General features: G+C 61.0%; 16 protein-coding genes, 1 tRNA gene and 1 pseudogene. 10 read left to right on the top strand and 8 right to left on the bottom strand.

All coding sequences use genetic code 11. The features are described 5' to 3' along the window. Window positions 1-4: 4 nt before the first annotated feature. From ACXAED_RS03970 to ACXAED_RS03980, 3 genes are read right to left on the bottom strand one after another with little or no spacing between them, the layout of a single operon-like run. Window positions 5-799, bottom strand: a complete 795-nt coding sequence (locus ACXAED_RS03970) for an AAA family ATPase (RefSeq protein WP_475047058.1) — start codon at window positions 797-799, stop codon at window positions 5-7. A 3-nt stretch (window positions 800-802) separates the two neighbouring features. Continuing rightward, a complete protein-coding gene (locus ACXAED_RS03975; protein ID WP_475047059.1) occupies window positions 803-2,146 on the bottom strand; it encodes a cbb3-type cytochrome c oxidase subunit I in 1,344 nt (447 codons plus the stop codon). Window positions 2,147-2,159: 13 nt separating this feature from the next. Then, complete coding sequence (locus ACXAED_RS03980) at window positions 2,160-2,612, bottom strand: c-type cytochrome (RefSeq protein ID WP_475047061.1); 453 nt, start codon at window positions 2,610-2,612, stop codon at window positions 2,160-2,162. Between the two features lie 124 nt (window positions 2,613-2,736). Here ACXAED_RS03980 and ACXAED_RS03985 point away from each other — a divergent pair, with 124 nt between their 5' ends. After that, on the top strand, window positions 2,737-2,946 hold the full coding sequence (locus ACXAED_RS03985; protein WP_475047063.1) for a hypothetical protein: 210 nt from the start codon (window positions 2,737-2,739) through the stop codon (window positions 2,944-2,946). Between the two features lie 21 nt (window positions 2,947-2,967). On the opposite strand, the gene ACXAED_RS03990 is transcribed toward ACXAED_RS03985, so the two are convergent. Together ACXAED_RS03990 and ACXAED_RS03995 are read right to left on the bottom strand one after the other, a co-directional pair. Next, window positions 2,968-3,927: a cation efflux transmembrane domain-containing protein gene (locus ACXAED_RS03990; protein WP_475047065.1), complete on the bottom strand. Its 960-nt coding sequence runs from the start codon at window positions 3,925-3,927 to the stop codon at window positions 2,968-2,970. A 101-nt stretch (window positions 3,928-4,028) separates the two neighbouring features. Beyond that, on the bottom strand, window positions 4,029-4,724 hold the full coding sequence (locus tag ACXAED_RS03995) for a Crp/Fnr family transcriptional regulator (RefSeq protein ID WP_475047066.1): 696 nt from the start codon (window positions 4,722-4,724) through the stop codon (window positions 4,029-4,031). Window positions 4,725-4,965: 241 nt separating this feature from the next. Between ACXAED_RS03995 and ACXAED_RS04000 the strand changes: the two genes are divergently transcribed. From ACXAED_RS04000 to ACXAED_RS04035, 8 genes and pseudogenes are all read left to right on the top strand, one after another. Beyond that, window positions 4,966-6,204, top strand: a complete 1,239-nt coding sequence (locus tag ACXAED_RS04000) for an NnrS family protein (RefSeq protein WP_475047068.1) — start codon at window positions 4,966-4,968, stop codon at window positions 6,202-6,204. A 76-nt stretch (window positions 6,205-6,280) separates the two neighbouring features. After that, a complete protein-coding gene (locus ACXAED_RS04005) occupies window positions 6,281-7,282 on the top strand; it encodes a cytochrome-c peroxidase (RefSeq protein WP_475047070.1) in 1,002 nt (333 codons plus the stop codon). A 25-nt stretch (window positions 7,283-7,307) separates the two neighbouring features. Further along, window positions 7,308-9,686 (top strand): hybrid sensor histidine kinase/response regulator, encoded by a 2,379-nt coding sequence (locus ACXAED_RS04010; protein ID WP_475047072.1) that lies wholly within the window; start codon window positions 7,308-7,310, stop codon window positions 9,684-9,686. 232 nt (window positions 9,687-9,918) lie between these two features. After that, a complete protein-coding gene (locus ACXAED_RS04015; RefSeq protein ID WP_475047074.1) occupies window positions 9,919-11,952 on the top strand; it encodes a peroxidase family protein in 2,034 nt (677 codons plus the stop codon). Between the two features lie 226 nt (window positions 11,953-12,178). Continuing rightward, window positions 12,179-14,110, top strand: coding sequence for an acyl CoA:acetate/3-ketoacid CoA transferase (locus ACXAED_RS04020; protein ID WP_475047076.1), 1,932 nt, complete (start codon window positions 12,179-12,181; stop codon window positions 14,108-14,110). Window positions 14,111-14,408: 298 nt separating this feature from the next. Next, window positions 14,409-14,483 (top strand) — tRNA-Gln (locus ACXAED_RS04025). A gap of 157 nt (window positions 14,484-14,640) precedes the next feature. Continuing rightward, the gene (locus ACXAED_RS04030) at window positions 14,641-16,737 is read left to right on the top strand and encodes a site-specific integrase (RefSeq protein ID WP_475047078.1); all 2,097 of its coding nucleotides are present in this window, start codon (window positions 14,641-14,643) and stop codon (window positions 16,735-16,737) included. Window positions 16,738-16,868: 131 nt separating this feature from the next. Further along, window positions 16,869-17,144: pseudogene (locus tag ACXAED_RS04035) on the top strand (integrase core domain-containing protein); the annotation flags it as partial. An 82-nt stretch (window positions 17,145-17,226) separates the two neighbouring features. On the opposite strand, the gene ACXAED_RS04040 reads toward ACXAED_RS04035, so the two are convergent. The 3 genes from ACXAED_RS04040 to istA all read right to left on the bottom strand — a co-directional run bounded on the left by ACXAED_RS04040 (window position 17,227) and on the right by istA (window position 21,551). After that, entirely contained in the window at window positions 17,227-19,017 is a 1,791-nt protein-coding gene (locus ACXAED_RS04040; RefSeq protein WP_475047080.1) for a hypothetical protein, read from the bottom strand. A 306-nt stretch (window positions 19,018-19,323) separates the two neighbouring features. Next, entirely contained in the window at window positions 19,324-20,055 is a 732-nt protein-coding gene (gene istB, locus ACXAED_RS04045) for an IS21-like element helper ATPase IstB (protein WP_027234437.1), read from the bottom strand. Beyond that, window positions 20,052-21,551 (bottom strand): IS21 family transposase, encoded by a 1,500-nt coding sequence (istA, locus tag ACXAED_RS04050; RefSeq protein WP_475046390.1) that lies wholly within the window; start codon window positions 21,549-21,551, stop codon window positions 20,052-20,054. The genes istB and istA overlap by 4 nt, the downstream gene beginning before the upstream one ends. A gap of 897 nt (window positions 21,552-22,448) precedes the next feature. Here istA and ACXAED_RS04055 point away from each other — a divergent pair. Beyond that, window positions 22,449-24,107, top strand: a complete 1,659-nt coding sequence (locus tag ACXAED_RS04055; RefSeq protein WP_475047082.1) for a transcriptional regulator — start codon at window positions 22,449-22,451, stop codon at window positions 24,105-24,107. Window positions 24,108-24,157: the final 50 nt, after the last annotated feature.

Below are 24,157 nucleotides of genomic sequence, written 5' to 3' on the forward strand. Positions count from 1 at the left end.
GGCATCACCCGTAGACACTGGCGGCAAGGTCGCGCAGCGCCTGCTGCACGTCGGCCTCGTCGCTGAGGGGTTCGATGATGGCGGCCTCCACCGCGCGCTCGACGCTCATGCCCTTGGCGATCAGCGTGGCGGCGTAGATCAGGAGGCGGGTGGAGACACCTTCCTCCAGGTCCATGCCGGAGAGCTTGCGGATATGGCCCGCCAGCCGCACCAGCGCAGCGGAGCGGTCCTCATCCAGCCCGCTTTCAGCGGCAACGACCGCGGTCTCGGCAGAGGCTTCCGGGAAGTCGAAACCGATCGACAGAAAGCGCTGCCGGGTCGAGGGCTTCAGCTTCTTCAGGATGTTCTGGTAGCCGGGGTTGTAGCTGGCCACCAGCATGAAGGGCTTGGGCGCGGACAGTTCCTCACCCGTGCGGTCGATCACCAGGCGGCGGCGGTCGTCGGTCAAGGGGTGCAGCACCACAGCCACGTCCTTCCTGGCCTCGACCACCTCATCCAGGTAGCAGATGCCGCCCTCGCGCACCGCGCGGGTCAACGGGCCGTCGACCCAGACCGTCTCGCCGCCCTTCAGCAGGTAGCGCCCGATCAGGTCGGCGGCGGACAGGTCGTCGTGGCAGGCGACGGTGTGGAGGGGCAGCCCGAGCCGGGCTGCCATATGTTCCACGAACCGCGTCTTGCCGCAGCCGGTGGGCCCCTTCAGAAGAAGGGGCAGACCGTTGGCTTGGGCCATCTCGAAGACGGTGCATTCATCGCCTGCGGGACGGTAGAAGGGCACGGAAGGCATGTTCATCGCGTTCATGGCTTACTCTCCCGGTACGGCCGCGGGGCCGGGTTTGATAATTTCGCGGCGGACCACGACGGTTGCGTAGATGAAGAGCAGCGCACCCAGGACCACCGCCACGCCAGAGCCGAGGCGCATCAGGTAGAAGATGCCAAGCTGGTCCTGCACGTCCATGTAGTAGTCGCCGATGATGCGCTGCATGTGGGTCTGGATGGTGCCGGCAAAAGTCAGCACGAAGGTCATGAAGGCCATGCCGCCGGTCATCAGCCAGAAGGACGCCATGTTCAGCACTTGGTTATAGGGATCGCGGTTGCGCAGTTGAGGCATCGCATAGGTGAACATGGCCAGGTTCATCGCCACATAGGCGCCGTAGAACGCGAGGTGCCCGTGGGCAGCGGTGATCTGGGTGCCGTGGGTGTAGTAGTTCACCCCGTGCAGCGTGTGCAGGAACCCCCAAACGCCGGCGCCGAAGAACGCCACGGTGGAAGCACCCAGCGACCACAGCAGCGCGGCCTTGTTCGGGTGGTTCTTGCGGCCCTTCCAGACCATGATGAAGGCAAAGCTCATCATCGCGAAGAACGGGATCACCTCTAGGGTCGAGAAGATCGAGCCGATCCACTGCCAGTAGCCCGGGGTGCCGATCCAGAAGAAGTGGTGGCCGGTGCCGAGGATACCGGAGAACAGTGCCAGAGCAACGATGACATAGAGCCATTTCTCCACTACCTCGCGGTCAACACCGGTCAGCTTCAGCATCAGGTAGCCAAGGATCGCGGCCATCACCAGCTCCCAGGTGGCTTCCACCCACAGGTGGACAACGAACCACCAGTACATCTTGTCGAGCGACAGGTTGTCCGGGTTGATGAAGGCAAAGATCCACAAGAGCGACAGCAGCCACAGGCCCATCAGCAGGATGTTGGTGATCGCTGTCTTGCGGCCAGCCAGCACAGTCAGGGAGATGTTCACAAGGAAGATCACCGCCGCGACCAGAATGCCGAACTTGACCCACAGGGGCTGTTCCAGGAACTCCCGCCCGCCGTGGATGCCCACGAGGTAGGAGCCGACTGCGCCCAAGGTGCCGACGACAAGAATGGCCAGCTGGATATAGGCGAGTTTTACCGAGAACAGCTCACGCTCGGATTCCTCCGGGATCAGGTAATAGGCGGCGCCGAAGAAACCCAAAAGCAGCCAGACAATCAGTGCGTTGGTGTGAAGCATCCGTACGATGTTGAACGGCAGGAGCTCGCTCAGCGTGTTGGGCCAGACATAGATCCACCCCGCTAAAAGCCCGCCCAGGACCTGAATGGCAAACAGGGCCATCGCCACCATGAAATAGGCGTAGGCCACTTTTTGAGATTGATATTTCATTGTTTTTCTCCCCTCAGCCCGCGTCGTTCGGCGGCCAGTTCTGGGTGTCGGTCTGATCCGCCCAGCGCAGGAATTCGGACAAGGCCTTGGTCTCTTCCTCGGTCAGCTCGAAGAACGGCATTTGGCGGCGGCCCTCGATGCCGGAAGGCTGCGACTTCATCCAGCCGTCGAGCATCTCATAGGCGCCTTCGGGGTCGTCCAGAACGCCCCAACGGGTCATGACGTTGCCGACTTCAGGCGCGAAATAGGCGCCCTCGCCGTGCAGCGTGTGGCAGTTGATGCAGGAATGGCGCTCCCACACGTGCTTGCCCTGGCGCACCTCGTCGGTCAGCTCCATGCCAGCGGTGGATGTGTTCACGATGAAGCGGTGGCTGTGCGCGGTCATGGCCACGAACACGACGACGAAGAACAAGGAGCCCCCGTAGAACACGTTCCTGGCCCGCGACTTGGTAAGTATCTCTGACATATCGCGGTCCTGAGTACAGTTGCGGATAGGCCCTGCCTAAACCCGCGCACCGCCGCATATGTTGTTGAAGCGCAAAGACCGGGCGCATTGCTGCACGCAAGATGCAGGAAAAGGAGGATGCCACATGCGCCGCCCCGATTTCGACGACCCCGACCTGCCACTGTCCGAGCTGTTCCACCACTGGCCCGCCTGCGCGGGCGAGTTCATGAACCGCCAGATGCTGTGCCCCGGCTGCCCGATCGCACCGTTCCACACGCTGATTGATGCGTGCGAGGAATACGGACTGGAGGAGATGGCGTTCAGGGAGAGCTTAAGGGATGCTGCGATGGCCTGACCTGCATTGGCCGGGTCCTTTTCAGAAGGGGTTCAGGGCTTCCGGCCAGCGCCGTGGATGTTCCGTGATGATCAAGAGCACATCGGCACCATTCAGCGCTGACCGCGCGTCCCGGATCATGCGCAGGTTCAGGCTGTCTGCCTCCGCCGCGGTCACGCTTCGTCCGGGATCGTAGTAGACGGTCACCAGAAGCGTGCGGCCCAGCTTGGTGACGGACATGTCCTGCAAAGTCCCGCCGTCTTCAGCAATAGCGTCACGCAAAGCCCGCCGTGCGCTGGCGAGATGCCCGGGGCTGGCACTTACTCCGGCAAGCTCTTTCAGCCCGCCACGGAATTCCCGAACATAGGATCCGATGGCCAGAAGGCACAGCAGCAGGACGATGGCGGAATCGCCGACAGGTGCAACCGGTGCCAGCGGGCCATCCTGGAACAAATAAATAGCCCCCAGGCCCACGCCAGCCGCGGCCGTGATCAGCCCGTCGAACAGTGCCGCCTTCGCTTCCAGCCGCAGGATTGCGCTGGTCTTGCCCGTGCGGCGCCAGGTGAAGTGATGAAACGCCCACAGGATTGTGCAAGTCAGCCCGATCACCGCGAAATAGATGATCATCGGTGCGAAATTCAGCGGCTCGGGCACCAGACCGTTGAGATAATTGTAGATGCTCTTGAGCGCATTGGTGATGGCAAACAGCACCAGCCCAAGAAGCGACAGCGACCGGAAGGTGGAAAAGATCGCCTCGTCCGCAGCGTATCCGAACGGTCGCGTCTTGTCGGGGCCTGCATCGACCCGCAGGCTGATGCGCCGCCCAAGCAGCGCCGAGCCGAACCCGATCAGGGAGAACAAGCCGTCCATCATGATAGCGTTGGAGTTCGACAGAACGCCGGCGGCCAGGCCCGCCGCTGCCATGAAAAGGTTGCCCCACATCGCCACTGCAAGCGACCGGCTTTCCAGGAGTTTCTTGCTGCCGGGTTCGGGAGATGACATGCCGCGCAATCCTGATCTGACAAAATCAGACCCACAGATAGTCTTGTGTCAGGGCAACGCCAACTCCCGCGCAGCGCAAAGTCTCGTCTAACGGCGGTGTGCTACCCCTGAGCCCCGCTCAGAACCACCAGTCTATGCGGGGCGGTCACCACGATGTGCTTGCGGGTGGATTTCACCACGCCGGCCTTCTCCCAGGCCGACAACAGCCGGCTGACGGTATGCAGCGTGGTGCCGGTCATCTCGGAGATGTTGCGGCGGGTCACCGGGAAGGCGATCTCGATCCCCTCCTCCACTTTGCGGCCCGACTGGGTCACCATCCGCAGAAGCGCCGCCGCCACCCGCTGCTCAACGGCTTGCGTCGCCAGCTCGGTGATCCGGGTCTGCATCTCGCCCAGCCGCTGGCCCAGGGTGTTGTAGCTCTCGGTGGCAAAGCCCTGGTAGTTGGCGGTGAAATCCCCCCACAGACGCACCGGCCAGGACAGCGCCAGCGATTCCGAGGCGGCGATGGCGGTGGCCGGATAGGTGTCGCGGTTCAGCGCCGGAGCAATCCCGAACAGCTGGCCGGGCGAGATATGCAGCGCGATGATCTGCTCGCCGCCCTCGGTGGTCTTCACCACCCGGATGTAGCCGTCCAGCAGCAGGTGGAACCGCTCGGCATCATGGCCTTCGTGAAAGATCTCCGCCCCCTCGTCATAACGCTTGGGCGACGCCTGATCGAGGATTTCGCGGATCTGGCTGCGCTCCAGGAGGCTGAAGGGCGGCAGCCCGGTCAGGAGGCTTTCGTCGAGCTTGGACAAGAATGCACCGCAAGTTTGCTGAAGGACAAAGAGGTCACCCCGCCGTTATCGCATAGTGGCGGCAGAGGAAACAACCGTGCGGGAAAAACGGGAACCCGGATCCGGGGGAGCCTCCCTCCTCCCTGCCCGCCGGAGCTGATCCACGGGGTTCGGCGAAAGATTGCGTCCCTTGCGCCGGACCGGCGGGCGGCACCTGACCAGTGCCGCCCGCCTGACTTTGACCGGACGCAAGGAGGCCGTGATGGCTGCGCGAACTGAATACACCGGACCTGTTTTGTTTTCATTCGGCTTCAGGCCGTTCTTTCTGGGCGCCTGCCTGTTTGCCCTGCTGGCAATCCCTGCCTGGTTGCTGATCTGGCGCGGCGATCTGGAGTATTCAGGTCCGTTCCTGCCCACCGACTGGCACATCCACGAGATGATTTTCGGCTATGGCGCCGCCGTGGTTGCGGGCTTCCTGTTCACTGCGGTGCCGAATTGGACCGGGCGGATGCCTGCCCGCGGCTGGCCGCTGGCGCTGCTGTCGGGATTGTGGCTGTCAGGACGGCTGGCGGCGGCAGGCTGGCTGGGCCTGCCCGCACTTGGGGTCATGGCGGTGGATTGCGCCTTTCTGGCCGCCGTCATTGCCATGATCGCGCGGGAGATCATCGCCGGTGAAAACTGGCGCAACCTCAAAGTCCTGGTGCCGGTAACGCTGCTGGGCACTGCCAACGCCTGCTATCACATCGAGGCGATAACCGAAGGCACGGCGGATGTCTCGCGCCGTCTGGGAATTGCAGTGCTGATCTTCCTGATCATGCTGATCGGCGGGCGGATCATCCCCAGCTTCACCCGCAACTGGCTGGCCAAACAGGGGGCTGAGAAAATGCCGGTGCCGTTCGGGAAATTCGACGCGGTGGCGCTGGTGTTTGGCGCCGCGGCGCTGCTGGCTTGGACCGCAGCGCCCTGGGCCCCTGCCAGCGGCGCGCTGCTGCTGGCAGCCGGCCTGCTGCATGCGGTGCGGCTGGCGCGCTGGCGCGCCCTTGCGACCCTGCCGGAGCCGCTGCTGCTGATGCTGCACCTGGCCTATGCGCTGGTGCCCGCGGGGCTGATCGCAGCGGGCGGCGTGCCGTTTGGCCTGCTGGACCCGGCGGCCGCCGCACACATTTTGGGCATCGGTGCCATTGGCGGCATGACGCTGGCGGTAATGATGCGCGCCACCATGGGCCACAGCGGCCGCCCGCTGGTTGCAGGCCCGGTCCTGACCGCCGCCTTCATGCTGCTGCTGGGTGCTGCTGCCCTGCGCCTTGCCGGCGCTGCAGAGCTCGCTGCAGGCTGGGACGGGATCGCCGCCTCTGCGGTGCTCTGGACCGCAGGATTTGCGCTGATGCTCTTGAAAGCCGGGCCCTGGCTGGTCGCCCGGCGCATTGGACCGAAAAAAGTCTCTGGAAGACCGCAGGCCGGACCTGAGGGAACCTCCCCTGACGCAACGAAACCTGCATAGGTCATGTATTATTAACGGCCTTCTCAGAGGCTGCCATTCCGGGTAGGTAGATTGGGATTGAAAGAGGAGGTCCTGAATGCAGTGGAAAGCTGCTGCCGCCGCTGCGGTGCCGCTGCTGTTTTGGGCCGTCCAGAGCCTGGCGCAACCCGCCGGGCTCGATGCATTCCGGCGTCCGGATACCGTGCCGTTTCCCGAGAACGCGCCTTATGACCGCGGGATCGCCACCCTCGGCAAGATGCTGTTCTTCGACCCGCGCCTGTCCGGCGCACAGAACATCAGCTGCTCCAGCTGCCACAACCCCTCTTTCGGCTGGGAATCCCCTGTTCCCAAGGCGATTGGCGCCTCCGACAATCCCGTGCACCGCCATGCGCCCACGATCCTGAATGCCGCGTGGATCACACCGCTGTTCTGGGACGGGCGCGCGGCCAGTCTGGAGGAACAGGCTGTCGGACCGATCACCGCCCCTGATGAAATGAACGCGAATTTCGAGGATATTATTGCCCGTCTGACGGCGGTGACCGAATACAAGACCGGGTTCGAGCGGCTGTTTCCCGGCCGGGGTATCCGCAAGGAAACCATCCTCACCGCCTTGGCCACCTATCAGCGCACTATCGTCAGCGGTGTTGCCGGATTTGATCGCTGGGTCAGCGGCAATGCCGCCGCGGTACCGGAGGCCGCCAAGCGCGGCTTTGCGCTGTTCACAGGCCGCGCGAATTGCGTGTCCTGCCATTCCGGCTGGATGTTCACCGACAACAAGATGCATGATATCGGACTGCTCAACTCGGACCTGGGCAGCGGCAGTGCGGCAGAGTTAGACCCCGACAAGCACTTTCGCTTCAAAACCCCGGGGCTGCGGAACATCGTCCTTCGCGCGCCCTATATGCATGACGGGTCACTGCCGTCGCTGCCTGCGGTCATCCGCCATTATGCCGATGGCGGCGCGGCCGGCACCACGCGGCAGACCGGTATCGAAGGCTTTGCCGCCAGCGAAGGCGACATTGCCGACCTCATCGCCTTTCTTGAGACATTGACGGACAATGAAACCAATGTGCCAACCCCGATCCTGCCGGCCAATTGATGCGCGCGGCTGAAGGCATTCGTTCATGATCATCAAAAGATCCATTGTCCTGCCGGTTCTCGTCATCACGGTGGCCGCGTTGTTCGCGGTGCTGCTGGTCGGCGGCATGGCGGTCTATGCCTCAGGCCGCAAGGACGCCGTGATGGAGGCCTCGCTGGAAGTCACCCGCCGCACCAGCAGCGTCAGCACCGGGATCACGGCCGCCCAGACCTATGCGCAGGACGTTCTGGCGATGACCCGGCTGATCCCGCAGGAGGAGGTGGCGGGCAATTTTCAACAGCATCTTCAAGAAATCAACGACGACCTTGGCGCCTTGCTGCAACTGCCCTTGCCCGCGCCGCTCAGGGCCGAGGCCGAAGCGCTGAACCAAGCGCTGGCCGAATGGTGCCTGATGGCAGTTGTTCTTCTCAGCATCAAACCAGCCCAGGATATCCCGACCCTCAGCGCGCTGATGATGAGCAGCGAGGCCGTCACCCGGCAGGCTGCAATGGTCACAAACCTTGCCGCAGCACATGCGGAGCTGACCGTCGCCGCGGCCAACCAGGCGCTCTCCCGGATCTTTGCGCTTGGGCTCATAGGAACCGCGCTGATCATGGCCGCGGCGCTGATCTTTTCGATGCGCAAGGCGCATGCCATTTCAGCAGCGATCCAATCCGCTGCCGCCAAGCTGCAGCGGCTGGCCAGCGGTGAAAAATCCGGTCTGCCGAAAGCCGGTGACGAGATTGGCGCCGTTTTTGCCGCGCTCGACACACTGGACACGAGCCTGCAGGAGAAAAAGCGGATTGCCGAGCATCTGCAGCAGGAAAAGGCCCGCGCGGAAGCCGCTACTGAGACCAAGTCCCGTTTCCTGGCAACTATGAGCCACGAAATCCGGACACCGATCAACGGCGTGCTGGGGATGGCGGAAGTGCTGAATGAGACCCATCTCACCCCCGAGCAGAAATCCTGCACCGGCACCATCCTGGCCTCCTCCGAAGCGCTGCTGCGCATCGTCAATGACATTTTGGACTTTTCAAAGCTGGAAGCCGGCAAGGCGCAGATGCTGCAGCAGCCGTTCAACCTGCGCGACGTGATTTATGATGTGGCCACGCTGATGTCGCCCAGCGCCACCGCCAAGGGAGTGGAGATCTGCATCGACATACCCGAGCACACGCCCGCCCTATTCACTGGCGACAGCGGCCGGGTGCGGCAGATCCTGATGAATTTGGTGGGCAACGCCGTCAAATTCACCCTGAAAGGCCATATCAGCATCACCCTGAATCACGACCTCAGTCACGCCATTCCGTTGTGCATCGACGTCCGCGACACGGGCGTCGGCATTCCCGAAGACAGCATCGGCCAGATCTTCCACGCCTTTGAACAAGTGGAAAGCACCACCGCACGGCGGTTTGAGGGCACCGGCCTAGGCTTGGCGATCTCATCCCGTCTGGCCCAGGCTATGGGCGGGCGCATCGACGTGGTCTCTGAGGCCGGTAAAGGTTCCTGCTTTACGGTCTGTCTGAGCCTGCCGGTTGCTGCCCCGGCCCCGGCGCCGGCCAGGCCGCTGGCTGGCAAGCGGGTGGCGGTGGTTGCCGATCTGGCGTTTTCCCGCGATGTGCGGCTCCGGCAACTGGCGTATTGGGGCGCGGACACCATGGTCCCGGCCGGCCCGGCGGAGTTGCTGGAGCAGGTGGAAGCGCTGGCCGCCCGCCAGCAGCAGCCGGATCTGGTGCTGGTGGAGAACAGCGTGCCGCTGGAGCAAGCCAGAAACTTGTGCCAGCGGCTTCACAGCTTACCCGGCTGCCGGGAGCTGCCGGTTGTCTTCTGCGTGGGCAGCCGGCTTATCTCAGGCTACCAGGCGCTCAAGAAGTGCAAGACCTTGCACGTGCTGATGAAACCTGCCCGGAACCGCGTTCTGCTGCAGACCCTGCAAAGGGCGTTGCAGACCGAAGCGGCGCACGCTGTACCGGAGGTGCGGTCTGAAACTGGCGGGACGGCCGCGGGGCTCAGCAGCCTGCGGCTGCTGGTGGCGGAAGACAACCGCACCAATCAGCTGGTTCTGAAAAAGATGCTTGGCCCGTCCGGCATACAGATGACAATTTGCAGCAACGGCCAGGAAGCAGTCGAGACTTTTGCCGCGCAGCCGTTCGATCTGGTGCTGATGGATATGTCGATGCCGGTGATGGACGGGCTTGAGGCGACCCGCCGGCTGCGGGCGTGGGAACGGGATAACGACCGCGCGCCCTGCCCTATTCTGGCACTGACCGCTAATGTCCTAAGCACTGATGAGGCCGCGTGCCGTGCGGCTGGCATGGTTGGGTTCCTGTCCAAACCCATCCGAAAGGCGCAACTGCTGGATGAGATTGCCAAGTGGACCGGAACCAGTGAGGCCGGCAGCGTCGCGCCGCAGGCCAGGCAGGCTTGAAGAAAGCGCGCTGAACCGGCAGACGCCCCCGATCTCCGCTGCCCTCCGCAAATTTCACGAAAAGCACACGGTTTGACACGAATTCGTGAAGCACTACCTGAGAACTGCAGCCCGGGTTCAGCTGCATCTGCGGGGGATTTCGGCATTCGGCGGCAAGGGGCGCACAGGCGTTTTCAGGCCGCACGATGGCATTTCCGGTGACAGTGTTTTTTACGAGTGATTGGGGGATCACATGTCCAGTTTACAGATTGGGGCCGCTCGGCCCTCCGATGGCACGTCCGCAAATCCAGACCATCCTGACTGGGGTGCAACCGGCACCGAACTGCTAAGGCTGGCCGCCAGCGCGCTGGGGCCGAATGGCGAGATGGCCGGCGCCGGCCGGCCGAACGCACGCGAGATTTCCAACATTCTGTCGGCACAGGGCGGCGAGACGGCCAATGCCGCCGGAGCATCAGATTTTCTGTGGATCTGGGGCCAGTTCCTGGACCACGACCTTTCTTTAACCGGAAACGAAAGCGGCATTCACGCGAACATAGAAGTTCCGGCGGGCGATCCTTTTTTCGACCCGTCCGGCACCGGGGAAGCGATCATTCCATTCACCCGGGTGGAACAGCACGACGGCGAATTCGTCAATGAAATCACCGCGTGTATCGACGCTTCGATGATCTATGGCTCGACCGAAGACATGGTCGCGGCCATGCGGGGTGGCGGCGGCAAGCTGAAGATGACCGCAAATGACCATCTGCACCTGGAAGGCGACGGGTTCCTGACCGGCGACGTGCGCGCTGCAGAGAATGTTGCCTTGACCTCGATGCACACGCTGTTCACGCGCGAGCACAACCGCCTGGTGGAGGAGCTGGCGGAAAGGGACCCGTCGCTGACGGGTGAGCAGCTGTTTGAGGCTGCCCGCGCCCGGGTCGAAGCGCTGGTGCAAGCCATCACCTACAAGGAATTTCTGCCGGTCTTGCTGGGCGAAGATGCCTTTGGCGCTTATCAGGGCTATGACCCCAGTGTGAACCCGGGGATTGCAGTCGAGTTTTCGGGCGCAGTCTACCGGCTGGGCCATACCCTGCTGTCGGCCAACCTGCAGCGGGTCACTGAAACCGGAACTCAACTGGACCCGCTGGCCTTGCGCGACGCATTCTTCCAGCCTGATCTGGTCAGCCAATCGGGCATGATCGGGGATGTCCTGCGCGGCGCCGCTACCCAAACCTCCGAGGCCATAGACACCAAGGTGGTTGAAGACGTGCGCTCTTTCCTGTTCGGGCCGCCTGGTGCAGGCGGGCTGGATCTGGCCGCGATGAACATCCAGCGCGGCCGCGACCTGGGAGTGGCCGGCTACAATGATCTGCGCGAGGCCCTGGGCCTTTCCCGCGCTGAAAGCTTCTCCGACATTACCTCCGATCCGGCGCTGGCCGCCAAGCTGAAAGACGCCTATGGCGACACGGATCTGGTGGACGCCTGGATCGGCGGCCTTGCCGAAGACGCTTTCGGCAAGGGGCTGCTGGGCGAAACCTTTACGGTTGTCATGGTTGATCAATTCACCCGCTTGCGCGACGGCGACCCGTTTTGGAGCGAGGGCCGCGCAGGCATCCCGGCAGAGGAGCTGACGGCGCTTTGGGACACCACGCTGTCAGACGTCATCCTGCGCAACACAGATGTTCAGAACCTGCAAAAGGACGCCTTTGCCGCGATGGACAGGATTGCAGGCACTGCCAGCGATGACATTCTGAGCGGCGGGTCCGGGCAGGATTTCATCTTTGGCCGCAAAGGGGCGGATGTCCTGTCAGGCAAATCCGGTGACGACGACCTGCAAGGAGGCGGCGGCCGAGACAGCCTGAGCGGCAACCGGGGAAGCGATTGCCTTGACGGGGGCGGCGGTGCCGACACACTGAAAGGCGGCAGCGCGAGCGATTTTCTGTCCGGTGGCGGCCATAACGATCGTCTCAAAGGCGGTTCCGGCCGCGACACCCTGGAAGGCGGCACGGGAAACGATACTTTGGCTGGCGGCAAAGGGGATGACGTCCTGACTGGCGGTGCAGGCGCCGATTGCTTTGTCTTCAACACCCGGAAAACAGGTGCGGATACAATTTCGGACTTCGAACTTGGCATAGACAGGACCAAAGTCGTTGGCCCGCACACGTGGACCGCGCAGGCGATGGACACAGCTGACGGGCTGAATTTTGCATTCGGCGACGGCTGCTCCGTTACCTTTGAAGGCATCACCTTGCGCGACTGGCTGGAGGCCGGGGCAAGCCTTTTCTAGGCCCAACGGCCGGCGGCAGTATGCAAAATGAATGTGCCGCGGAAATTGCAGGAGCCGATCGGAAACTTCCGGCAAGCCATGACTGGGCGATGTCGTAAGTCCTCGATCCGCTGACGCAATCGAAGGACAGGCCCGTCGGCGCACGCGCCTAACATTCCCGATCATCCCGCCGTTAGGAGGCAGTTCCTGGACGGACGGCAACCGGCATCGGGGAGGACGCGCCGCCATGAAAGACAAGACAACCACCACCGAACAGGCAATGGCGCTGATCCGCGACGGGGATGTCGTGACCACCACCGGCTTTGTGCAAAGCTGCATCCCGGAAATGCTGCATGCCGCTCTGGAAAAGCGGTTCGTGGAACAGGGTTCCCCCCGCGACCTCACCCTGATCATGTGTGCGGGCGCCGGCGACAGCAAGGGTCTGGGAACCGGGCGGCTGCACCACGACGGGCTGTTGCGGCGGGTGATTGCCGGCAACTTCGGCCGGATGCCCAAGGTGGCCCAGGCGGCGCAGGAGAATAAAATCTGCGGCTACAACCTGCCTCAGGGCGTGATCTCGCAGCTCTACCGCGCCTGCGCGGCAGGCCAGCCGGGACTGTTTTCCAAGGTCGGCCTGCACACCTACGTCGACCCGCGCCACGGCGGCGGCAAGGTCAACAAGGTGACAGAGGAGGACATCGTCAAGCACGTCGAGGTCGATGGCGAGGACTGGCTGTTCTACAAGGCCACCAAAATCGACGTCGCCTTCATCCGCGGCACCAGCGCCGACCGCTCCGGCAACATCAGCATGGAACGCGAGGCGCTGACGCTGGACTGCCTGGCCCAGGCGATGGCGGCCCATAACAACGGCGGGATAGTCATCGCGCAGGTGGAGCGCATCGTCGAGGATGGCTCGATCAAGCCCAAGGACGTAAAAATTCCGGGCCTCTTGGTGGACTGCGTCTGCGTCGCAGATGACCCGGAAATGCACCGGATGAACTATGGCGTGCAGCACAATCCGGCATTGTCGGGTGAAATCCGCGTGCCCGTCGAAGGCATCCCGAAAATGCCGCTGGACCAGCGCAAGATCATCGCCCGCCGCGCCGCCTTTGAGCTGCCGCCCAACGGTGCCGTGAATCTCGGTGTCGGGGCGCCCGATGGTGTGGCCGCGGTGGCCAACGAGGAGAAAGCCACCCAGTATATCACCCTCACCACCGAGGCCGGTGCGGTGGGCGGCGTGCTGGCGGGCGGCTCCAGCTTCGGCTCCTCGGCCAATGCCGATGCGGTGATCGACCAGAACCAGATGTTCGATTTCTACGACGGCGGCGGCCTCGACCTCACTTGCCTTGGCATGGCTGAATGCGATGCTGAGGGCAGCGTCAACGCCTCCCGTTTCGGCGGCCGCCTGAATGGCTGCGGGGGCTTCATCAATATCTCCCAGAACTCCCGCGCCGTGGTCTTTGCCGGAACCTTCACCGCAGGCGGCTTGAAAGTTGCGGTCGAGGACGGCGAGCTGCGTATCGTTCAGGAGGGCCGCAACAAGAAGTTCGTCCGCCTAATCGAGCAGATCACCTTCTCCGGCCCGTACGCATCTCAGCGCTCGCAGCCGGTGCTTTATGTGACCGAACGCTGCGTGCTGCAGCTGACACCCAAGGGGCTGGAGCTGATCGAGATCGCCCCCGGTATCGACCTGCAGCGCGACATCCTCGACCAGATGGAGTTTAGGCCCATCATCGAAAACGTCGCCCAGATGGACGCGCGCATTTTCCGGGATGAGCCGATGGGGCTGCTGGATGACCTGCTCAACCTCAACCTCTCCGAGCGGGTCACCTATGACGCCGCGCGCCACACAATGTTCCTGAACCTCGAAGGATGGAGCGTGAAGAAGAAGCGCGACATCGAGGATCTGGACCGCGTTCTGCAGGAGGCCTTCGCCAAGAGCGGCCGCGATGTGAAGATGGTGATGAACCAGAACGGCTTCCGCATCGCCGAAGACCTGCAGGACGACTACGCTGTCTCGGTCGGCCAGACGCTGGAGGCGCACTCAGCCTCGATCGCCCATTACACCACCAGCGCCTTCATGCGCCTCAAGATGCAAGGCGAGCTCGCCAGCCGTGGCGTGCAGCCGCATATCTTTGAAAGCGGCGAGGAAGCGCACCAGGCGATCTGGGGTTCCTGAGACGGTTTCACTTGCGGCCAGCCTTCACTGGGCTGGCCGCCGTTTTTTGCGTGCTGCGAACGATTTAAACCAGCCGCAGCAAGGCCTTTGGATCCACCCGGGAACGGCTCGCGAGCGTACGGAGGGAATAGGTCAACTATTTAAATTCATTACTCTTTTCCTTTCGCATCCCTCCAGCCGGGCAGGCACTCCGCCACCTGCTCGCAGATTTTTTCGGGGGTACGGAGAAGGAACTGCATTTTTTTTCAAAAACCCTCTTGCACCCCCCCGCAACAAACTTTAGACAGCGCCTCACCGATGGGGTGTAGCCAAGTGGTAAGGCAGCGGTTTTTGGTACCGTGTACCGTAGGTTCGAATCCTACCACCCCAGCCAACTTTCTCTGAAAGCTCAGGAAAACAAGGGAAAATCGCTCCCTTGCACTCGCCGTGTATCCCAGTCCGCTGACGATGGGATACAGGGTGGGATACACCCCTCCAGTTCCAAAATTGGATACCGCGCCCGGGGACGCACCCGCGCCGGCCCTTATCTCATGCGCCGCGGCCGTACGTTTTATTTCATGAAGCGCCTGCCTCGAAAAATTTCTGGCGGCGTATCAAACCGGTTTTTACGTCTATCTTTACGAACCGAGTTCCCGCTCGACGCCGTGGTGCGGGCCGGAAGCCTGCTCGCGGTCTACGAGCAGAAGGAACCGGAAATCGTGGACGCCCTGAAACAAAATGAGATTTCGCCGAGTGAAGCAGAGGCTCTGCTGAAAGCAATACTGCGAAAGGATCTAAATCGCATCCTGCAGGAGCAGAATTCAGAGACAGCCCTGTCCGATCAGGAAATCGATGAAAGAATTGCGGCCCTCAAGGCCGAGAACCAGGCATTGCGTGACGCAATGAAGTTCAAGGACTGGTCTCTCGTGCAGCCTGCCCTGTGCGCGGCCGGGGAAAAAACCTCGCTGCCCCTCCCGCTGCCGGTTTCACCGGATCTCGGGCGCCGGGCCGCCTCCCTGCAACGGCAGATCAATAAAGCCGAAATCAAGACCCTCAATGGCGAAGATGTACGGGTAGCTGCAGCAAAACTGCTCTCGAAAGAAGACAATGCGGATTTTGACCAGTTTATCAAAGGTGAGATCATGTTGTCCGGCGCGATCGAAAGCGCCGTTGATAATGCCACCTCCAGGGACATGGCGCGCAAAATTGCAGCCACGGGCGAGATCGCTCTCGAATTCTTCGGGGACATTCCCTTGAGCACGATAACGACGGACAAGGTCAAGGACCTCATGTTTTTCATTCAGCGCATACCCTCACTTCACGGGAAGAAACACGGCAATAACCGCTTCGTTCATGACCGGGAGAAGCCCACAAAGCGGGAAGAGGTTGAACGCGCCGACCTGCATGACACCAGCGTCCGCGCCGAAATCGAGGCAGACGAAACGCTGTCCCTGCCTGAGATGCGGGCCCGCCTTGCCGAACGCCTCATTCCCCGGCTCACGATGACAACAGTCGGCCATCACCTCGACCGCCTGCACGGCATCTTCAGAAATGCCCAGAAAAATCTCGACTATACCGGCCAGACCCGGTTCCTGACGCACTCGGATATGAAGGAGCACATCAAGGGAAAGAGCAATGAAAAGTCGGATCCGCTTTTTGTCCGTAAGGACAGACCAAAAGACCGGGAAGCCTGGTCGCAGGAGCGGCTCAAAACCTTGCTCATGTCACCGATCTATACCGGATGCGCGTCAATCGGGCGCCGCTGGCAGCCCGGCTCTATGATCATCCGGGATGCGAAATACTGGGTTCCACTGCTGGTTATGACGCTGGGATCCCGGATCCTGGAAATTCTGCAGCTGAAAAAGACAGATCTGATCTTACACAATGGCGTTTTGTGCCTGACAATCGGAATCACGTCAGAACACCGGGTTAAGAACAGCGACTCGATGAGAACGCTGCCACTTCCTCAGCTCCTGATCGATCTGGGCTTCGTGGAGTGGGTCCATTCGCTGCCGGTGGACCAGCGCCTGCTGTTTCCCTCTCCGGCTGGAGGCGCTGACATCGCCGCCATTGCCGGGAATTTCGGGAAACAGCTGAAAACACTGTACCGCCGCCTCGGCATTGCGGATTGGAGTGAAGATTTCTATGCGCTACGCAAAACACTGAGCAGCGCGCTTGACGATGCCGGCGTTCCCGAAAACCGCCGTCAGGCAATCGCCGGTCATGCCGGAGGAACCACCCTCAATAAGTTTTACACCAAGCGCAATGTTTCCACCCTGAAATCGGAGCTGGAAAAATTCGACCTCAAAGTAACCGTGGCTTTCTCGGACGCACACGATCACCCGGTCATCGAGGACTGCAATCTTATCGCCAAACCGGTTGCCCGGGTCGAGGTTGAACTTGGGAAAGATGAAACGGCGAGCCTTGTTCGGGTGAAATCGATGCAAACAGGTGAAATCCTGGTGAACGCCAAAATTGCGCAAAATGAACCGCACTCCAATCCCGCCGGGAAGGTTAGGTTCTGGACACCGCAGGATGTGGCCGTTCAACTTCGCAGTATCGGTACGGCGTATGAGCTCTCCATGCCGCAAACCCTGCAACGCCGGCAAGCCGTTGAGAACCTGATGACATATGGGTACAAAACGTGATCGCCTCAGACGGGCAGCGCTCTGGGCTGCAGTAGTCTACTGGTGTGAAAACAGAGGGATCAGTGGGACGGCGTGATGCGGGCATTATGACCGGCACAACAAACTGGGACACTATCCCTATGTCGGGAATTTCCGGCCCGGAATACGTCAGTGGCACCCTCATGGAATGGGTCGAGAACCGGGGCATTGCCTTAGCATATATCCAGCCCGGTAAACCGCAGCAGAACGTCTATGTCGAGCGCTACAACCGGACAATCCGGCACGAATGGCTGGACTTATACATTTTCGAAAGCATCGAAGAGGTCCGACAGATTGCCACCGAGTGGCTCTGGTCCTACAACCATGAACGCCCGAATATGGGCAACAGCGGAATGACACCTGCACAGAAACTGAAGATGGCCTCGTAAATTCTACGACCAAGCCCCCGAAATAAAGGGGGTATTACCCCCCTGCCACCTTTCAAAATCATTTGCTTCAGTCAAACAAGGACTATGCGTCGTAAATATCAAGAAGCAGATTGGGGTTGCCGCTTTCACCCTCAAGATACTCCAGCAAGCCTTTAAGTATAGGAACGTATTTCTCACGCTTTTTCTTGAATGCAATGTCCGCGTGTCTCCTTGTTGATAAATCCTCATGTGCCTTGGCTATGGCAGCGACCAGGCTGTCTGCGAGCGGGTCGCGCCCTGCCAGAAGTGCGCGAGGTTCCTTCAACCTCCAACGAATTAGGCCGCCGACAAGAAACGGTGCATAGTTGAATCGGGTGTATGGTGAGCCGAGAGCTTCTTTGAATTCCAAAATGGCACGCCGACCTATTATCTCGACATCCTCTCGCGTGAGAAGAAGGGGGGCAGTTACGGATCGGGATAACAGGAGAGAAACACATGCGCTCTCCGCGCGATAGTTCCACGACCCTGCATCCCGACGCAGGATCGCGCGCAGCACGCGCTCCTCAATCTCTGTATCCTGCGCGGTTCTGGCGACCCCCTGATAGATCAGAACCCAATTGTTCTGATGCCAGGTGAATGGGTGCGTTCCGACCATGCCGGCATGGTCTTCAATACACACAGTCAGCCACTCGCTCACTTCGGCAGGACAGCGACGGAATTGCCAGGTAAGGAACTGTAGCGCCGAGTTGTCACGTGACTTTGGTCCAGCCTCCCTCAGCCGGGCACTGGTGGCCTCGAAGGCCGCGCGCGTGGTGACATCCAGCTGGCTAACGGCACTAACTGGTACACCAGAGGGAACATCCCCGTCGCTCGAAACGCAATACTCTTGAAACGGGCGGGCCGCTGCTTTCTGCGCCAAAACTTTCCAGTCAAAGATTCCAGCTTCCTGAACCTCATCAAGCAAGGAAAACAGTCCTGGAGCACGCGGAGAGTCGTGCCAAGGGTGCATCCCGCACTTCAGCACGAGCCGATCGGGAATTGCCAGTGGCGGCGTATCGAAGGATGCAATTATCTTAGTCCATTCGCGCTGGTCTTCTTCCGCTTTTTCCCAGTCGATAGTGAAATTGCGTGAAAGCGTGGGAGCCTCCATCACGATCCGGGCGCGGCCAGACGCTGGCTTTTGCTCGACCCAAACTGAAACCGGTGTGTCTTGTGCCAGCGCGGTATCGAGGCTGACGAACGCTTTACGGGGATGGGGTGCAGCGTCCTTGCGAAGGTAAATGGATATCTCGTCGAAACCTTTCGGAATCGCGAGTTTCGCTGGCCGTGGGCTTCGATAAACCCTCCCGGCTTCGAGTGTTTCACTTTCGTCAATCAGGTCAAAGTTTTGAGCAATCCCCTCCCCAACAACGATTGTAGAAATTCGGGGAAGGAAATCGAAATACACAGGGTCTCCATTGGCCATTCTCTGCGCAGCCACGAGCGCGCCGCGAGCAACAGCATCCGGCGGCAGAGTATGCACGCCTTCAAAACCGAGCCCCACAAGAAGACGTTCTATGCGAGAGCGGGTATGTCCTTCTGTAATGGTTTCAAGAAATATCTGGTCACAATCTTCGAGCCCACTGGCCGGAGAGTTTTGCACCTCAACCGGCGGTGCTACCCCCTCATTGAAGGTTACCGCCTGCCAGTCTCCGTTCCGAAGCCGGACGATTTCGGGTTCGCAAGGCAGCCCGAGAGCGAAACGCCCGACGGATTTTGCCAAGGCAAGATGAGCAGTGCGTGCATTGTAGCCCTCGTCCCCGATCGCGCGACGCCTGGCGCTCGCCACCAGTTCCCGCAGGCCGAGCGGTTCCGCAAACACCGACGCGGTGCTTCTTCGTTCAGGTGCGAGCACGCCGCGAAGCGCTCCAGCCCGACGCACCCGAAGGCGCTGGATCGACAAACCGGATGAAGCGTGTGACACGATTCCCACCCTGCATTCGTCACGGATCAGATCGCAGTCAATTGCGTACAGCACCGCAAGGACCGTCCGCCAGACCAACGACGGGTTTTTCGTCCTCGCCTCGGCCAGTCTGTCAATGAGCGTTCAAAACTGACCCGGTTTCAGCGTTTGAATTTGACCCACCCCTTGTGGCGCAAAGGCCCCAGGCGGGCCGCCCTCATATAGCGAGTCCGACTGGGGGCTTTGCTTGCGCGACGTTTATGTTTTTCTGCGTCGCTTGCTCTGTGCGAACCGGTATGACGTGTTGCCTGTCTCGATGATTGCGCAGTGATGGGTTACGCGATCCAGAAGCGCGGTTGTCATCTTGGCGTCACCGAAGACCGAGACCCATTCGCCGAACTCCAGGTTCGTCGTGATGATGACACTGGTCTTCTCATAGAGCTTGCTGATCAGATGGAACAGCAACGCGCCGCCGGACTTGGGGAACGGGATGTAGCCCAGCTCGTCGATGATGACGCAGTCCAGGGCCGAGAGCTGCCGGATGATCTTCCCGGCATTGCCCTCGGCCTGTTCCTTGATCAGGGCGTTGATCAGGTCGACGGCGTTGAAGAAGCGCGCCTTCTTGCCGTTGCTGATCAGGGTGGTTCCAAGCGCGATGGCGATGTGGGTTTTGCCGGTGCCGGTTCCGCCCACCAGGATGAGATTATGTGCCTCTTCTGTGAATTGGCCTGAGCAGAACGGCTCGATTTGGGGCTGGGTGACGGCGGCCGCGCTGTAATCGAAGGTGGCGAAGTCCTTGTGGTGGGGGAACTTCGCAATCCTCATTTGATACTGGATGGAGCGCACCCGCCGCTCTACAGTCTCAGCGTCGATCAGTTGCTTTATCGCTGTGGTCAGACTTGGTGGCTTGCGCGCGGACAGCAAATCATGGGCGCAAGCTGCCATCCCGTGCAGCCTCAGGGCGGTCAGTTGGTCGATGAGGGCGTTCATGCGGCAGCCTCCTCAGCCGAGCACAGCGTCTCATAGCGCTTGCAATCGGCCTCGGGCCGCAAGGTCAGCTGCGGATAGGTATAGGCGTCGCTGAGCGGCGTGATGACCGGCTCCACCAACTGGTTAATCAGGTTGATGATGGCGGGCAGGCGCAGGGTGTTTTGTTCCACCGCCAGTTCGCAAGCCGTCTCGACCACCTCGACCCCGTGATCCTGGGCCAGCAGAAGCAGATCGACGAACTCCCGATCCCCGCCTTTGCCGGCCATGTAGTGCTCCCTGATCTGATGCATGGCCTCAGGCAGTTGCCAGTCCACAAAGGGGGCGCCGTCGCGCAGGGCGCCGGGCTTGCGATCCAGCAGCGGCACGTAGTGCCAAGGTTCAAAATAGCTGACATTGCGGGTGAAGCGACGCTTGTGCTCGGCGATGACATCCTGGCCCGACACCAGCACGATCCGGCCTGCATAGGCGCGCAGCGACACATGTTGCCCCGCGAACCGGGACGGCACGCTGTAGCGATTGCTGGCATATTGAACCAGGCAGGTGGAGCGAACACGAACGGTCTTTTCCACGTATCCGTCAAATGCTCGCCCCAGAGGGCGCAGTTCGGCGCGTTCGTCTTCGAACAGCTCTGCAATCGTGCGATCCGATTGCTCGGGATGGGGCCGGTTTGCCAGCTCTTCACAGCGCAGGCGCAGCCAATCGTTCAGCGCATCGAGATCATCAAAGGCAGGTTTGGGCACAAACAACCGGCCGCGCAAAAACTGGACCTGGTTCTCGACCTGTCCCTTCTCCCAGCCCGCAGCCGGGGTGCAGGCCACCGGCTCCATAACGTAATGGTTCATCAAGGCAAGGAACCGGGGATGGAATATCCGGTCCTTGGAGCGGGAGACATAGGTCACCATGGTCTTGGGGTTGTCGATGATCACCCGGCGTGGAACCCCGCCATAGAAAGACAGCGCCTGCGCAAAGGCATCCAGCACCATCTCCTGGGCTTCGCCGGGATAGGCGACGACAAAGGGCTTGCGGCTGTGGCACAGGCGGAAATGGGCAACCTTCACCTTCTGCTCGATACCGCCCAGGACAACCCGTTCTTCGCTCCAGTCAAATTGCAGCGCATCGCCTGCCGCAAAATGCAGCGGGATAAAGGCCTCGCCCGAACCGGCACCGGCCCGCCTCAGATCGCGGACAAATCGCTGAACTGGCGAATAGGAACCGGTGTAGCCTTCCACCACGAGCTGCTCATAGAGCTTCTGGGCCGTCCGCCGCTCCCGGCGTGGTCGCTTCTGGTCCTGATCGAACAGCTCCTGAAGCCGAAGATCAAACCCGTTGCACAGTTTGTGCCGAACCGGCGGGGCCTGGCGCTGGTAGCTCGGCGGGCTCTCATCCTTCAGATACTTCTTGATCGTGTTCCGCGATAATCCCGTCGCCCGCGCAACAGACCGGATGCTGCGTCCCTCAACCAATACCCATCGTCGGATCTTCGACACGCTTTCCATCAGTAACACCTGCTCTTTCCTCCGCACTTTTTGTGCGGATGTTAACGAAAACAGGTGGGTCAATTTTACTCGCTCATAACCCACCCAAGTGGGTCAATTTTGCACGCCGATTCACAAGCAAAGAAAGCTCATAGTCTGCTCAGATACTGAGTGTGGCGCGTCCTCAGAGAAGGAGGCGGCTTATCGATCTGCCATAGTCGCAGGTGTAACGGAGCAGCGCCGCTACGATAGGATGCCGTTCTTCGATGTGAGCTATTCTTTGCTGAGTATTTGCCTGATCAATGAGCAGTATTGCTAGGTTTGAGTTGATCTCGTTGATATTCACACCCAGAAGCTTAGTGCCCTTCCCTCGAAGTGTTTTTCTTCGGATCATGCTGATGTGGCTTCTACTCCGCATTGTGCAGAGTTCCACCTGTTTCCGCCCTCCTCGCTGAAGCTGCACTGAATGAGGCCAGCCTGGCACGGAAGGCAGCCTGGTGGAGAAGGCATGTGGTGCGCGATGACCCAAGTCCGTAAGGCGTCCGTTGCGATTGCATTCATCACTGTCGTTGCGCTTCCGATCTGGCGAAGAGGGCTTGCCGCCCCGCAAACCGCCAAGAAGCCATCTGTCAGAAAGCGTTTACACGCATTCCGTGCGTATCCGCAGTTGCATCCTGTCAGCGCGAACAGCAGTGCGGGACGGCGCCTGAGCGGTTCGGGCCGCTGCGCAGCAGAACGGTTGAAAGTTAACGCAAGGTAAACTATGCTAGGTTGAGCGCACTCAAGTTCCGGGTGCAGGCAGAGGCATCAAGCCGAATTTTCCGCATTTTACAATCTTTAATTGCAAAACAGTTTCGAGCAATGCAATATGATGGTGATTTAATCCAGTATGTAGCAACCGTATAGTGGGGTTGGCGGATGACTGTCTTTCTCAAGATTTGCCGGTTTGGCGCTTTTGGCGTTTTTGACACAGATGGAACCAGCGTACAGCTAGGGGCCAAGCACCAGGCTCTGATGTCGTTGCTGTCCACCGCCGACGGAGGGATCCGGACGCGGGCTTTTCTGGAAAAGACACTTTGGTGCCTGGCGCAGCCGGAGCAGGCCAAGGCCAGCCTGCGCACGGCGCTGTCGACCCTGCGGCGGCATTTGGGGCCGGAGGCGGCCAAGCTGCTGTTTGCCAACCGCGAACGGGTCATCCTGGACCTGTCCCGGGTGGAGCTGGACAGCTGCAATGGCAATGCAGAATTCATGGAGGGCTTTGAGCTGCCTCATGAATCCGTCTTTAAGGCTTGGCTGACGGAAGCCCGGGCGGAGTTTGCCCGCAGTTCCGCGCAGCCCTCGTCTCATTCAGGAGCAACTCCGGGGCGCGTAATCCTGGACAGGCTGCTGCCGTCGATTGCAGTGCTGCCCTTTGCCCACCGGTCGCCAGGCGAGGCGGACGCACCGCTTGGGTCATTGATGTCCGAAGAGCTGTCGCGGCACCTTTCCCGCAGCTGGGCGTTTTCGGTGACCTCCTATCTGGCCTCGCGCCAGTTCGACCCGGAAACGGTGCGGCCTGCTGAAGTTTCTTCCGTTGCGGGGGTCGATTTCCTGGTGTCGGGGACGGTCACCAGCGAAGGCAACCGGTTCCGCGCCGAAATAGACCTGCATGATGCGGTCCGCGAAAAGGTGATCTGGTCGCGCAGCTTCGAAGGCAGCAAGAACAGCCTGACGGAGGGGCGCAGCTCTATGCTGCGCAACGCCACACTTCAGATCGGCCAAAGCGCCGCGGGCGAGGCGGTTCGGCTGGCCGGGTTCAAGCCGCTGAAAGCGCTGGAAAGCCATGTTCTGCTGATGGCCGCAATTTCCCTGATGCAGGAAATGGATGTGAAAAAGTTCCAGCGGGCGCATGAAATCCTGTCCCACCTGCTGGAGCGGGAGCCAAAACATGCGCTGCCGCTGACCTGGATGGGGTTCTGGCATGTGATGCGGGTTGAAAAGGGGCTGTCGCCAAACCGCGAAGAGGACAGCCGCCTCGCCAGCAGAATGGCGGAAGCGGCAATCGAAGGGGCTCCGGGATTTTCGCTTGCCCACACCCTCAAGGGGCTCATCTCCAGCCACCTGACCTTCCGCTTCGATCTGGCGCAGGACGCCTATGACCTGGCATTGCGCGACAATCCGAACGAAGCCCTGGCGCTGCTGCTGAAAGGGGCAACGCTGGCCTATCAGGATATGCCGGACGAAGCGGTTGAGATGACCGACGCGGCCCGGAGGCTGACACCTCTGGGTCCGCAGCGCTACTACTTCGACGCGATTTCGGCGCTGGCGCATCTTTCGGCCCGCAACTATGGCCGCGCGATCGAACTGGCTGACCGCTCGTTGGCGGCCAAGGGCGCGTTCCCGGTACCGCTGCGTTCCAAGGCAATTGCGCTGCAAATGTCTGGCCGGGACGACGAGGCGCGGACCACGGTGCATAAACTGCTTGAGGCGGCGCCGAAATTCTGTCTGTCGCAATTCCAGCGGGATAACCCGGCCGCAATGAGCCCGGCCGGGCCGGAGTGGGCCTCAGCCTTACGGCAAGCCGGTGTGCCGGACTGACGCTGGCCCAGCGGTCCATGCGGGCAATGTCCGCCGCCGGGTGACGCTTA

It is taken from the genome of Leisingera sp. ABM4_103 (genome assembly GCF_056158685.1).

Excerpts from the sequence above, each read along its gene's own strand:
- ACXAED_RS03970 (WP_475047058.1), bottom strand. The coding sequence starts at position 799 with ATGAACGCGATGAACATGCCTTCCGTGCCCTTCTACCGTCCCGCAGGC.
- ACXAED_RS03975 (WP_475047059.1), bottom strand. The coding sequence starts at position 2,146 with ATGAAATATCAATCTCAAAAAGTGGCCTACGCCTATTTCATGGTGGCG.
- ACXAED_RS03980 (WP_475047061.1), bottom strand. The coding sequence starts at position 2,612 with ATGTCAGAGATACTTACCAAGTCGCGGGCCAGGAACGTGTTCTACGGG.
- ACXAED_RS03985 (WP_475047063.1), top strand. The coding sequence starts at position 2,737 with ATGCGCCGCCCCGATTTCGACGACCCCGACCTGCCACTGTCCGAGCTG.
- ACXAED_RS03990 (WP_475047065.1), bottom strand. The coding sequence starts at position 3,927 with ATGTCATCTCCCGAACCCGGCAGCAAGAAACTCCTGGAAAGCCGGTCG.
- ACXAED_RS04000 (WP_475047068.1), top strand. The coding sequence starts at position 4,966 with ATGGCTGCGCGAACTGAATACACCGGACCTGTTTTGTTTTCATTCGGC.
- ACXAED_RS04005 (WP_475047070.1), top strand. The coding sequence starts at position 6,281 with ATGCAGTGGAAAGCTGCTGCCGCCGCTGCGGTGCCGCTGCTGTTTTGG.
- ACXAED_RS04010 (WP_475047072.1), top strand. The coding sequence starts at position 7,308 with ATGATCATCAAAAGATCCATTGTCCTGCCGGTTCTCGTCATCACGGTG.
- ACXAED_RS04015 (WP_475047074.1), top strand. The coding sequence starts at position 9,919 with ATGTCCAGTTTACAGATTGGGGCCGCTCGGCCCTCCGATGGCACGTCC.
- ACXAED_RS04020 (WP_475047076.1), top strand. The coding sequence starts at position 12,179 with ATGAAAGACAAGACAACCACCACCGAACAGGCAATGGCGCTGATCCGC.
- ACXAED_RS04030 (WP_475047078.1), top strand. The coding sequence starts at position 14,641 with ATGCGCCGCGGCCGTACGTTTTATTTCATGAAGCGCCTGCCTCGAAAA.
- istB (WP_027234437.1), bottom strand. The coding sequence starts at position 20,055 with ATGAACGCCCTCATCGACCAACTGACCGCCCTGAGGCTGCACGGGATG.
- istA (WP_475046390.1), bottom strand. The coding sequence starts at position 21,551 with ATGGAAAGCGTGTCGAAGATCCGACGATGGGTATTGGTTGAGGGACGC.
- ACXAED_RS04055 (WP_475047082.1), top strand. The coding sequence starts at position 22,449 with ATGACTGTCTTTCTCAAGATTTGCCGGTTTGGCGCTTTTGGCGTTTTT.